Here is an 11,461-nt window from a genome sequence, read left to right as displayed (position 1 = left end):
ATGTCTCAATTTGCGCCTTTTAACGTATTTTAACAGTCAGCTATGGACGGTAAACTTTTACGTTGCTGAAGCCTTGCTCTTGCAAGTAAAGCGCTTGCAGACGGCTCATCACACCGCGGTCACAGTAAAGTAGGTATGTCTTAGACTGGTCTAAGTCACCAAACTGTGTACCCAGCTTGTAGAAAGGGATATGTTTCACATCCACACCTTCGATTTCAAGTGGGTTATCGTCTTCCTCTTCAGGACTACGAATATCTAGCACAACCGCGTGCTCTTCTACCGCTTGAACTTGCTCTACTTCTGGTGCGGCTTGCTCAGACTCTTTCGCGATATCACGAATGTCCATCATGCGAGCTTCTTGAACCACTTGCTCAAGGATACTAAAGTCGAATTTCTCTTCTTCAGCTTCTAGCTTGCCTTTCACCGCTTTCACGGTTGGCTTCTTAGAGATAACACCACAGTATTCTGGCATTGTCTTTGCGAAATCTTCTGTGCCGATTTCACGTGCTAGATTGATGATGTCTTCTTTATCCCAGTTGATAAGCGGACGCAGAATCAGCGTGTCTGTTACGTTATCGATGTGGCGTAGATTGGTTAGCGTTTGGCTCGATACTTGACCTAGCGCTTCACCTGTTACCAATGCTTCGATCTTCATCTTCTGGGCGATCATGCCTGCTGCACGCATAAACATACGCTTCAAGATCACGCCCATTTGGCCGTCATCGACTTTCTCTAGGATTTCCGCAACCACAGGCTCGAAATCAACTGAGATAAAACGTACTTTTGCTGAAGAACCGTATTTGTTCCATAGGTAGTGAGAAACCTGCTTAACGCCGATTTCGTGTGCTGGACCACCTAAGTTAAAGAAGCAGTAATGTACTTTTGAACCACGCTTGATATGAAGATAGCTTGAAACACCAGAATCGAAACCACCCGAGATCAGGCTTAACACGTCTTCTTGCGTACCCAGTGGGAAACCACCTAGGCCTTTATGACGAGACAATACTTGGTTTAGCTTGTCGTTCGAGACTTCTACCTTGATCGTCACGTCTGGGTTTCGTAGCTTAACACTAGCGCTTTCAATCGCTTGATTTAAACCACCGCCTACATAACGCTCTAGTTCAATAGAGGTAAAGTCATGCTTGCCACGACGCTTCGCACGTACAACAAAGGTTTTATTTTCGAGTGCAGCACGGTTGAGTTCTAGCACTTGCTCGAAGATATCGTGCAAGTCTTTAAATTCAGTTTGCTTCACTTCCAGTACGTGGTGAATGCCTGGTGTATGAGTCAAAACCTCAAGAACTTCAGCGTGGAATTCGTTACTCTCAGAGGTCACTTCAATGTGATCACGACGGTTAAATACCGCGACAGACTCCGTGCGGCTCTTAATGATGTTACGAATGTTGCACTCTAAAATCTTTGTGAAGCGCTTACGCACAGATTCACTTTTTACAAAAATTTCTGGATGGGGCTTTACAATAAATTTCATAGTCTAATTCGCAGGTTAGTTTCGCAATCAACAAAGAGTGACACTCAACTTCAATACTTCATACGCAGTAAAACCGCGTTTCAGTCACAAAAAGTAGTCTGAGCTCACTTTTAAGGCGCAAGATTATACACCCAAGCGGATTGGAAAAACAAAAAAAGCGAGCAATCTGCTCGCTTTCTTACCTCTTTACTGACTTAAAACTAAAGCCTAGTTATTGAATTACTGGCACTTCTTCACTGTAGAGAGGCTCGCCTTGCATAATGCTGATTTCAACCCGTCGGTTAAGCGCACGATTTTCATCAGAATCATTCGGTAACAAGGGCTCCGTATCCGCCATACCCCGCACTCTCAAACGTTGATGAGAGAAGCCTCTCACTTTCTCCATCTCTTGCGCGACTGATACTGCACGCTGAGAAGAGAGATCCCAGTTAGAACGATAAAGTTCCGAGTCTAGCGGTCGATTGTCTGTATGGCCAGATACTCGAACAATGCCTGGCACGTCTTTTACTAGCTCTGCAATCTGACGAACTAAAGGACGAAACTTAGGCTGCAAGAAAGCCGAACCTTCTGGGAATGCACCTTTTTCACGCATACGTATAACAATCTGCTGACCGAGATTTTCAACTTCAATGGCGCCTTGTTCAATCTCTCGTTCTAAGGCTTTCTTGATGCTTTCCATCAAGGTTTCCATCTCTTGCGACATCTCTTTAGATTGCTGTTGTTGCATGTCCGCTTCGGCAGACTCATTGTTTTGAGTTGACGTTTCTGCCGATTGCCCACCCGTTAACTTGCCTTCATCACGTTTTGTGCCACCAGCTCGATCAGACTCCCCTTCATGAAATTCGAGCGTCTGCTGAGTGATGTCCATGGTTTGCTGCATGATGACATCAATCGGAGTTGGTTCCGGCCGACCCGGTCGAAACTCTTGGGCAATAATGCTAGTACCTTTGGGAATGTCTTTCACTTCAAGCTGATTTTGCACACCGAAAGCAAATTTCATTGATCCTGCAATTTGTTTGAACTTCAGTACATCCATCTCAGAAAACGAGAGCAGAAGAACAAAGAAACACATCAGTAGCGACATCAAATCTGCGAATGTCCCCATCCATAACGGGAGGCCAGGTGGCGGACAATCGCATTTGTTATCTTCATCATCCATCACGACTCTCCAAGTTACTCGTCAATCTCAAGGGCACGTTTACCTTCATTGAGGTAGTTCTTCAAGTAACTATCGATCACTCGCGGGTTTTGGCCATCTTGAATCGCTAATACGCCATCCATGATCAAACGGCGATTTAGCGTTTCTTGGTCACGACGAAGAGAAAGCTTATCCGCAATAGGGAAAAACACCATATTGGACAGGATCGCGCCATACAATGTGGTCAAGAGTGCAACGGCCATTGCTGGTCCAATCGCTTTTGGATCATCCATGTTTGAAAGCATCGCAACAAGACCAACCAAGGTGCCAATCATTCCCATCGCAGGAGCAACGTCGCCAAAGGCGCGAAATACACCAGTACCTTGCGTATGTCGTTCATCCGTAAGCGCGATGTCTTTTTTGAGTGCCGCTCTCACAACGTCGGCATCATGGCCATCAACCAGTAGATCAATGCCTTTCTGCATGAATGTGTTGTTTATTTCCATCTCTTCAAGAGCAAGAAAACCACCTTTACGCGCCGCATCGGCCATTTCCACAATTTTTGCGATCAGGTCTTCGGGTTCATCCGCTTTAAACATGAAGGCTTTGCCAGCAATCTTTGTCGCACCAAAAAACTGTCCCATTGTGAACTTCATCAACACGACGAATATTGAGCCACCAACGACAATAAGGATCGACGTGACATCGACAAACATGCCGATGCTGCCACCAAGCACCATCGCCATAATGACGAATGCAAAACCACCAATCAAACCTAATAGGGTTGCTAAATCCACAAAGCACTCCTCACGCTATACTCAAATACTGCCATTGGGCGGATTATTACCTGTATCGACAACTCGCGCAGAATTTTTAGAAAAATCTTAGCTAATGGATCACAAATTACACTTAACAACCTCAACCAAAATATGGGGTTTCACCGCTTAGACTCGTTGAACGCTAATTTTGTGACAATTATATAAGGTTAAATTTGACCAAGTTACTAGGCTAAGGTAACTTTCGTGCATCTTACCCGAGGCTTGATTAAGGCAGAAAAAAGATGGCGGTCAAGAAACCAGAAAACATGACCTTTGAAGCAACCATTGAAGAGCTTGATAGCTTGGTTGATCAATTAGAAAATGGCGATCTTGCTCTAGATGATGCCCTGCGTAAGTTTGAACGAGGCATTGCCTTAGCTCGTGCAGGCCAAACTAAATTAAGCGACGCCGAACAGCGCGTGAGCATTCTTCTTAGTGAAGATGATGAAGCACCACTGAGTGACTTCAAACCAGATTCAGAATAACAATCAGTAGTGAGCAATGTGATGCAACAGACATTGACGTCTTTTCAACAAAGAAACAATCAGCAATTGAATTTGTGGCTCGATCAGCTTCCATATCAAGAGCAGCCATTGATTCAAGCAATGAAATACGGCCTTTTGCTAGGTGGGAAACGCGTTCGCCCTTTTCTTGTTTACATCACAGGTCAAATGCTCGGCTGTAAACCTGAAGACTTAGACACCCCCGCCGCTGCTATCGAATGTATACATGCCTACTCACTCATTCATGATGATCTGCCAGCCATGGACGATGATGAACTGCGTCGAGGTCAACCAACTTGTCATATTAAGTTTGATGAAGCAACCGCAATACTGACAGGTGATGCACTACAAACCCTTGCCTTCACTATTATTGCTGATGGTCAATTAAGCCCGGCGGCAGAAGCTCAACGCATCAGCATGATCAAAGCCTTAGCGCATTCCTCTGGTGCCAGCGGCATGTGTGTAGGGCAAGCCTTAGATTTAGGCGCGGAAAATCGCCAAGTTTCTCTTGAAGAAATGGAAGAGATACACCGTAAAAAAACCGGAGCTCTGATTGATTGTGCGGTAAAATTAGGTGCATTAGCTGCTGGTGAGAAAGGTATCGAGGTTCTACCTCACTTGGAGCGCTACTCAAAAGCAATTGGTTTGGCGTTTCAGGTTCAAGACGATATTCTTGATATCATCAGTGACACAGAAACACTGGGTAAGCCTCAAGGTTCCGACCAAGGTCTGAATAAGAGCACTTATCCTTCCCTGCTGGGTTTAGAGGGAGCCATAGAGAAAGCTCACACTCTGTTACAGGAAGCACTTCAAGCATTGGAAGCTATCCCATACAATACTCAGTTACTCGAAGAGTTCGCCCGATATGTCATCGAGCGCAAAAATTAACACTATAAGCGCGCATTTATATGACTCTTGATATTTCAAAGTACCCAACACTGGCGTTAGCAAATACACCGGAAGAATTACGTCTTCTTCCGAAAGAAACATTACCAAATCTGTGTGATGAACTGCGAACGTATCTGCTAAATTCAGTGAGCCAATCTAGCGGACACTTAGCGTCTGGCTTAGGCACCGTAGAGCTAACTGTCGCTCTGCATTATGTTTACAACACCCCTATCGACAAATTGATCTGGGATGTTGGTCATCAGGCTTACCCGCACAAAATCCTCACCGGACGTCGCGATAAAATGCCAACAATTCGCCAAAAGGATGGTCTACACCCTTTCCCTTGGCGTGAAGAAAGTGAATATGACACCTTATCTGTCGGCCACTCTTCGACATCGATTAGTGCAGGTCTTGGCATGGCCATCAGCGCACAAAAAGAAGGTAAAGGTCGCAAAATCGTCAGTGTGATTGGTGATGGCGCAATTACAGCAGGCATGGCATTCGAAGCCATGAACCACGCTGGCGACGTTCATCCTGATATGTTGGTGATTTTGAACGACAACGAAATGTCTATTTCAGAAAACGTCGGCGCCCTGAATAACCACCTTGCAAAAGTACTTTCTGGTAGCTTGTACACTTCTATCCGTGAAGGCGGTAAAAAAGTGTTGTCTGGTGTTCCACCTATTAAAGAGTTGGTTCGCCGTACGGAAGAACACCTAAAAGGCATGGTGGTGCCTGGTACTCTGTTCGAAGAGTTCGGCTTTAATTACATTGGCCCGGTTGATGGGCACGACGTCAATGAACTCGTCAAAACGCTGAAAAATATGCGTGAGCTCAAAGGTCCTCAATTCCTACACATCATGACCAAGAAAGGCAAAGGTTATGAGCCTGCCGAGAAAGATCCTATCGGCTACCATGCAGTGCCGAAGTTCGCACCGGCAAACAATAGCTTACCGAAGAGCAGTGGCGGTAAGCCAACTTACTCAAAGATCTTCGGTGACTTTTTATGTGACATGGCGGCCCAAGATCCTAAGCTAATGGCAATTACGCCAGCAATGCGCGAAGGATCAGGTATGGTGCGTTTCTCAAAAGAGTACCCAGACCAATACTTTGATGTGGCGATTGCTGAGCAGCACGCAGTGACACTGGCAACAGGCATGGCAATTGCGGGCGATCATCCAATCGTTGCTATCTATTCGACTTTCTTGCAACGTGGTTATGACCAATTGATCCACGACATCGCGATCATGGACTTACCAGTGATGTTTGCGATCGACCGCGCAGGTCTCGTTGGCGCAGATGGTCAAACTCACCAAGGTGCGTTCGATCTAAGCTTTATGCGCTGTATTCCGAACATGGTGATCATGGCGCCAAGCGACGAAAACGAGTGCCGACAAATGCTTTACACTGGCCATAAGCATTCTGGCCCGAGTGCGGTTCGATACCCTCGTGGTAGCGGCATGGGCGTAGAAATCGAAACTGAGTTTACGGCGTTAGAAATCGGTAAAGGGCGCATGGTTCGCCAAGGTGAAAAAGTTGCTATTCTGAACTTTGGTACTTTCTTGGGTAACGCGCTAGAAGCGGCAGAATACCTTAACGCCACTGTTGCTGATATGCGCTTTGTGAAGCCGCTCGATGAAGCATTAATTCGTCAATTAGCCACAGATCATGACGTGCTCGTGACGTTAGAAGAAAATGTTATCGCGGGTGGTGCTGGTGCTGGTGTCGTTGAGTTCATGATGAAAGATAAAATCATTAAACCTGTGTTGAACCTAGGTTTACCAGATGAGTTTATTCATCAGGGAACACAAGATGAACTGCATGAAGAGCTTGGTCTCGATGCAAAAGGAATTGAAAAATCCATCTTGGATTATTTAGCAAAATAGAATGTAAAAAGGGATGCTCATAGCATCCCTTTTTTTACGGTCAACGTTTAATTCATCCAGCCCGCATATTTTGCGACTAGAAACAGGGCAACACCGGCCATAACTCCCGCCACGATATCATCAACCATAATACCCAGCCCACCGTGAACTCGCTTATCTAGCCACCCAATTGGCCAAGGTTTTACCATATCGAAAAAACGAAATAAGATGAAGCCAGTGATCAACCACTTCCATTCAGTGAGTGGAATATTCAGTGCAGGTACAATGCTCATCGTAATCCAAAAGCCTGCAAACTCATCCCATACGATTGAACCATGATCATGTACTTTCATGTCTGCAGAGGTCACTTGGCATATTTGAATGCCGATCACACACGAAATCAGAACAACAATGACATACGCCGTAAATGGTAATTGTGCCAACAACAAAAAGAAAGGCACGGCCGCCAGTGTGCCCATTGTTCCAGGGATAAACGGGGATAATCCACTGCCAAAACCCGTCGCCAATAGATGCCACGGGTTCTTTAATGAAATAAGAGAAAGAGGGTTGGTCATATCCTTAAACCTATACTGCTAGTTTGGTTTCAATCGTCATGCCTGTGAGTTGCTCAATAGTAACAGGCTCTTGGCTAGAGCTTAGCTCAGATCATTTAAAGTGGTCGAAGCCACTTAAGTCCCAATCAAGTGGTTGATTGTTATCATGCAGCTCGAAGGTTCCATTTGGTCGGATTTGACCAATACATGTGACCTTACAGCCAGTATGAGATAAAGCACTTTGTAACGAGCCTCGATTTTGCTCCGGCACGGTAAAACACAACTCGTATTCTTCGCCACTTGCTAAAGCATACTGCTGCGCGCTGATCTTATCATCTAAAAACTGGACTAATTCTGAAGAGATCGGTAGCTGAGAGACATCAATACTCACCCCAACCTGAGATCGCTGTAAAATGTGCTTAATATCAGAGATTAAACCATCTGAAATATCTATCGCAGAAGAGGCTAAGCCAACAAGAGCTTGTCCAGCAAGCACACGCGGAGAACTAAGGTAATGAGCTCGCTCTAGTGCTTCCGCGCCGGCTCTGCTGCGCAGAGAGTCATCTAGAATCACATCCAAGCCAGCTTTTGCATCGCCAAGGTTTCCCGTTACATATACCCAATCCCCAGGCCTTGCGCCGGATCGCGTGAGCGCTTTGTCTTCAGGTACAAAACCTTGCACCGTGAGTGTCAGACACAATGGACCTTTGGTGGTATCACCGCCTATTAACTGAATACCATAGTAATCAGCCAGTTCGAAAAATGCATCACAGAAAGGAGCAAGCCATTCTTCATCTGGCTCAGGCATCGTTAATGCAAAGCTCACCCATGCAGGCGTTGCGCCCATCGCCGCCAAATCACTTATGTTAGAAGCCAATGCTTTGTGTGCGACCCATGCTGGGTTCGCGTCGGCTAAGAAATGCGTTCCAGCTACCAATGTATCCGTGCTAATCGCAATCTGAACATTAGCTGGCGCTTTGACCAAAGCACAATCATCACCAGCGGCTAGATGGACATCTTTACGTTGGCTCTGACGACCGACGAAGTACTTGTCTATCAGATTAAATTCACCAGACATAATTCACTTACTTTTTGATGTAAAAGCTTTTGATACAAAAAAGGTCAGCATGTGCTGACCTTTTCATTGAAGAAATCGTTATTTCTTACGAATGTGAGGTGCTGCTTTATCAAGTACACCATTCACAAACTTGTGGCTATCTTCTGCTGCGAAAACTTTTGCAAGTTCAATCGCTTCATTGATAACAACTTTGTAAGGAACATCTTCGCGACGAGTCATCTCGTACATAGCAAGGCGAAGAAGAGCAAGTTCCATCATATCTAAATCCTGCATAGGACGAGAGATGTATGGACGAATTTTGCTATCTAGCTCAGCGTGGCTAAGTACAACACCGCTTAATAGTTCACGGAAGTAAGCTACGTCTGTCTCTGGAGCAGCAAGCGCTGGCTCAGATGCATGAAGTTCTTCTTCATCGTATTTGTCGCCAGACAAAAACTGTTCTTCAATCTTGGCAACATTCTCTTTAGTAATTTGCCATGAGTAGATCGCCTGTAGAGCGAATTGACGTGCGTTACGACGTGCGGCTGGTTTCACACTGGCCCCCATTAGGAATCAATTTCAGATAGTACATTAATCATTTCAAGTGCGCTTAGTGCAGCCTCTGCACCTTTATTACCAGCCTTGGTTCCTGCGCGTTCAATCGCTTGATCGATCGTATCAACAGTCAAAACACCAAATGCTACTGGAATGCTGAATTCCATAGACACTTGTGCTAGACCTTTGTTCATTTCACTACAAACATAGTCAAAGTGAGGCGTTCCACCGCGAATAACAGACCCTAGAGAAACAATAGCGTCGAATTTGCCAGTTTTAGCAACACGCTGAGCTACTAGAGGTAGTTCTACGGCACCTGGACAACGCACAACCGTGATGTTGTCTTCGCTTACTTGTCCGTGACGCTTTAGTGTATCGATCGCACCAGAAAGTAGGCTTTCGTTAATAAAACTGTTGAAACGAGAAATAACGATAGCAATTTTTGCATTTGGCGCTGGGAAGCCACCCTCGATCACTTTCATAAGCTTTCCTTTAACTCTATTTATAAGTGAAATATGTTCATCAAGTGAGAATCGCCGGATTCTAGCACAAATTTGTGAGCAATATCTAATGGAAATTGGAGGCAAATCACCGGTTCCTAGCCATTGACGAGTTAAGCACGTCAAAGACTAGGAACTTATTGTTCGGTTGTTACTCGCAGACGTACTCAACAACATTCAGACCAAAACCACCTAACGCGTGGTACTTTTTGTTGGTCGATGACAGAAGGCGCATATCATGTACACCGAGATCCGCAAGAATCTGTGAACCAACGCCAACACGGCGAGACGTGCCTTGTTTTTTAGCAAGCGTTGGGGCTTCACCTTTGTCTTGCGCTTCGAACATCTTCACGCGATGAATAAGTAGATCAGTCGATTCTTCATGGCCAAGAACAACCAACACACCGCCCTCTTCACCAATGCGTTTCATTGCCTTATCTAGTGTCCAACTGCGCTCTGCATTACGATCGCTACGTAGTAAGTCGGTAAAAACGTCTTGAAGATGTACGCGAACCAGTGGCGCTTTTTCTTTCAAATCGCCCTTGCACATTGCGTAGTGCACTTGGTTATCAATGGTGTCTTTGTACGTGACTAACGTGAACTCGCCAAACTCTGTCGGTAACTTGCACTCAGCCACACGTTCAATCGTTGTCTCAGTGTTATTGCGGTACTCAATTAGGTCGGCAATAGTGCCCAATTTAATACCGTGCTTCTCTGCAAAGATCTCTAGATCTGGGCGACGAGCCATCGTGCCGTCGTCATTTAAGATCTCAACAATCACCGATGCTGGCTCTAAACCAGCAAGACGAGCCAAATCACAGCCAGCTTCAGTGTGACCTGCGCGAGTCAGTACACCGCCGTCTTGAGCTGCGAGAGGGAAGATGTGACCAGGCTGCACCAAATCCGCAGCTTTAGCGTTTGGCGCGACTGCTGCTTGAACGGTACGTGCGCGATCTGCGGCTGAAATACCCGTCGTTACCCCTTCTGCTGCCTCAATCGAAACAGTAAAGTTGGTGGTGTATTGCGCATTATTGTCTTGCACCATTGGTGGCAGACCTAGACTTTCGCAACGATCTTTGGTCATGGTTAAACAAATCAGGCCACGGCCATAGGTTGCCATAAAGTTGATGGCTTCCGGCGTAATATGCTCGGCAGCCATGATCAAGTCACCTTCATTCTCGCGGTCTTCATCATCCATTAGGATGACCATTTTGCCTGCGCGAATATCATCAATAATTTCTTGTGGCGTACTGATTGGCATAGTCTGTTATCCCGTTATTCTAAATTTGTTATTGCGACAGCAATGAAAAATTACGTTGCAGTGAATGCTAGTTAGGTCAATAGTTTGAGCTTTGCATTAAGCAAGTCAATGAATCTCGCGGTGTTCTGTGAGTCTGCTCTTTATCGCATGCCTCACGCAGCCACTCCCAAGACTTATGCAAAACCGTTTTGCTGTAAAAAGTCCATCGTGATACGAGACTCGGCCTTATCTTCTTGTTGTCCTTGCAGTAAACGCTCCATATAACGCGCAAGTACATCAACTTCTAAGTTGACTTTGCGCCCCACTTGAAACTGGTCAATCGTAGTTTCTTCACTCGTATGAGGAACGATCGTCAGCTTAAAAGCATTTTTACGTAAGTCGTTGACGGTTAGGCTAATACCATCAACAGTAATCGAGCCTTTCTCTGCAACGTACTTGCTAATTTCCGCAGGCATTGCAACCCAAAACTCTATCGCACGGCCAACTGAATTGCGTTCGACAATTTCACCAACCCCATCGACATGGCCAGAAACGATATGTCCACCCAATCGCGTTGTTGGCAACATGGCTTTTTCTAGATTCACCTTATCGCCTACTTGGTAATCAGCAAACCCAGTTTTCTTCAAGGTTTCTAATGACAGATCAGCACTGTAATAGTGGCTTCCGAAGTCAACTACCGTTAAGCAAACACCATTGGTCGCAATGCTATCGCCTAACTTAACGTCTGACATATCAAGCGTACCCGTTTCAACCGTGACGGTGATGTCTTCGCCCTTCGGCGTAATCGCAGCTAACTTGCCAACTGCTTCTACTATTCCTGTAAACATACTATT

The 11,461-nt window shown here is 45.6% G+C and carries 12 protein-coding genes; 3 read left to right on the top strand and 9 right to left on the bottom strand.

Features of this window, described 5'->3' with window-relative positions; all coding sequences use genetic code 11:
- Nucleotides 1-40: 40 nt before the first annotated feature.
- The 3 genes from thiI to pomA form a co-directional block, all read right to left on the bottom strand.
- Nucleotides 41-1,489, bottom strand: coding sequence for a tRNA uracil 4-sulfurtransferase ThiI (thiI, locus tag H9L11_RS10445; protein WP_005383617.1), 1,449 nt, complete (start codon nucleotides 1,487-1,489; stop codon nucleotides 41-43).
- Between the two features lie 211 nt (nucleotides 1,490-1,700).
- Nucleotides 1,701-2,648, bottom strand: a complete 948-nt coding sequence (locus H9L11_RS10440) for a flagellar motor protein MotB (protein WP_033905844.1) — start codon at nucleotides 2,646-2,648, stop codon at nucleotides 1,701-1,703.
- A 14-nt stretch (nucleotides 2,649-2,662) separates the two neighbouring features.
- Complete coding sequence (pomA, locus tag H9L11_RS10435; RefSeq protein WP_005381564.1) at nucleotides 2,663-3,424, bottom strand: flagellar motor protein PomA; 762 nt, start codon at nucleotides 3,422-3,424, stop codon at nucleotides 2,663-2,665.
- Between the two features lie 263 nt (nucleotides 3,425-3,687).
- On the opposite strand from pomA, the gene xseB reads away from it, so the two are divergent.
- The 3 genes from xseB to dxs are packed head-to-tail and all read left to right on the top strand — an operon-like array spanning nucleotide 3,688 to nucleotide 6,722.
- Entirely contained in the window at nucleotides 3,688-3,930 is a 243-nt protein-coding gene (gene xseB / locus H9L11_RS10430; protein ID WP_005381566.1) for an exodeoxyribonuclease VII small subunit, read from the top strand.
- A gap of 21 nt (nucleotides 3,931-3,951) precedes the next feature.
- Entirely contained in the window at nucleotides 3,952-4,836 is an 885-nt protein-coding gene (gene ispA, locus H9L11_RS10425; RefSeq protein WP_033905843.1) for a (2E,6E)-farnesyl diphosphate synthase, read from the top strand.
- A gap of 20 nt (nucleotides 4,837-4,856) precedes the next feature.
- On the top strand, nucleotides 4,857-6,722 hold the full coding sequence (gene dxs, locus H9L11_RS10420) for a 1-deoxy-D-xylulose-5-phosphate synthase (RefSeq protein WP_033905842.1): 1,866 nt from the start codon (nucleotides 4,857-4,859) through the stop codon (nucleotides 6,720-6,722).
- A 47-nt stretch (nucleotides 6,723-6,769) separates the two neighbouring features.
- Here dxs and pgpA read toward each other — a convergent pair whose 3' ends face one another.
- The 6 genes from pgpA to H9L11_RS10390 all read right to left on the bottom strand — a co-directional run bounded on the left by pgpA (nucleotide 6,770) and on the right by H9L11_RS10390 (nucleotide 11,455).
- Nucleotides 6,770-7,276: a phosphatidylglycerophosphatase A gene (gene pgpA / locus H9L11_RS10415; protein WP_031780838.1), complete on the bottom strand. Its 507-nt coding sequence runs from the start codon at nucleotides 7,274-7,276 to the stop codon at nucleotides 6,770-6,772.
- A 91-nt stretch (nucleotides 7,277-7,367) separates the two neighbouring features.
- Nucleotides 7,368-8,333: a thiamine-phosphate kinase gene (gene thiL / locus H9L11_RS10410; protein ID WP_033905841.1), complete on the bottom strand. Its 966-nt coding sequence runs from the start codon at nucleotides 8,331-8,333 to the stop codon at nucleotides 7,368-7,370.
- A gap of 78 nt (nucleotides 8,334-8,411) precedes the next feature.
- Entirely contained in the window at nucleotides 8,412-8,879 is a 468-nt protein-coding gene (nusB, locus tag H9L11_RS10405; RefSeq protein WP_005381571.1) for a transcription antitermination factor NusB, read from the bottom strand.
- Entirely contained in the window at nucleotides 8,879-9,349 is a 471-nt protein-coding gene (ribE, locus tag H9L11_RS10400; RefSeq protein ID WP_005381572.1) for a 6,7-dimethyl-8-ribityllumazine synthase, read from the bottom strand. The genes nusB and ribE overlap by 1 nt, the downstream gene beginning before the upstream one ends.
- 169 nt (nucleotides 9,350-9,518) lie before the next feature.
- On the bottom strand, nucleotides 9,519-10,628 hold the full coding sequence (gene ribBA, locus H9L11_RS10395) for a bifunctional 3,4-dihydroxy-2-butanone-4-phosphate synthase/GTP cyclohydrolase II (protein ID WP_005381573.1): 1,110 nt from the start codon (nucleotides 10,626-10,628) through the stop codon (nucleotides 9,519-9,521).
- A 173-nt stretch (nucleotides 10,629-10,801) separates the two neighbouring features.
- Entirely contained in the window at nucleotides 10,802-11,455 is a 654-nt protein-coding gene (locus H9L11_RS10390) for a riboflavin synthase (protein ID WP_005383626.1), read from the bottom strand.
- Between the last annotated feature and the right edge of the window lie 6 nt (nucleotides 11,456-11,461).

The organism is Vibrio sp. sp1, from assembly GCF_016920955.1.
GTDB lineage: Bacteria > Pseudomonadota > Gammaproteobacteria > Enterobacterales > Vibrionaceae > Vibrio > Vibrio alginolyticus.
Note: the sequence above shows the minus strand (reverse complement) of the source record. Positions and strands in the feature narration are given on the sequence as shown.

Excerpts from the sequence above, each read along its gene's own strand:
- thiI (WP_005383617.1), bottom strand. The coding sequence starts at position 1,489 with ATGAAATTTATTGTAAAGCCCCATCCAGAAATTTTTGTAAAAAGTGAA.
- ribE (WP_005381572.1), bottom strand. The coding sequence starts at position 9,349 with ATGAAAGTGATCGAGGGTGGCTTCCCAGCGCCAAATGCAAAAATTGCT.
- dxs (WP_033905842.1), top strand. The coding sequence starts at position 4,857 with ATGACTCTTGATATTTCAAAGTACCCAACACTGGCGTTAGCAAATACA.
- thiL (WP_033905841.1), bottom strand. The coding sequence starts at position 8,333 with ATGTCTGGTGAATTTAATCTGATAGACAAGTACTTCGTCGGTCGTCAG.
- H9L11_RS10440 (WP_033905844.1), bottom strand. The coding sequence starts at position 2,648 with ATGGATGATGAAGATAACAAATGCGATTGTCCGCCACCTGGCCTCCCG.
- ribBA (WP_005381573.1), bottom strand. The coding sequence starts at position 10,628 with ATGCCAATCAGTACGCCACAAGAAATTATTGATGATATTCGCGCAGGC.
- H9L11_RS10390 (WP_005383626.1), bottom strand. The coding sequence starts at position 11,455 with ATGTTTACAGGAATAGTAGAAGCAGTTGGCAAGTTAGCTGCGATTACG.
- xseB (WP_005381566.1), top strand. The coding sequence starts at position 3,688 with ATGGCGGTCAAGAAACCAGAAAACATGACCTTTGAAGCAACCATTGAA.
- nusB (WP_005381571.1), bottom strand. The coding sequence starts at position 8,879 with ATGGGGGCCAGTGTGAAACCAGCCGCACGTCGTAACGCACGTCAATTC.
- pgpA (WP_031780838.1), bottom strand. The coding sequence starts at position 7,276 with ATGACCAACCCTCTTTCTCTTATTTCATTAAAGAACCCGTGGCATCTA.
- ispA (WP_033905843.1), top strand. The coding sequence starts at position 3,952 with ATGCAACAGACATTGACGTCTTTTCAACAAAGAAACAATCAGCAATTG.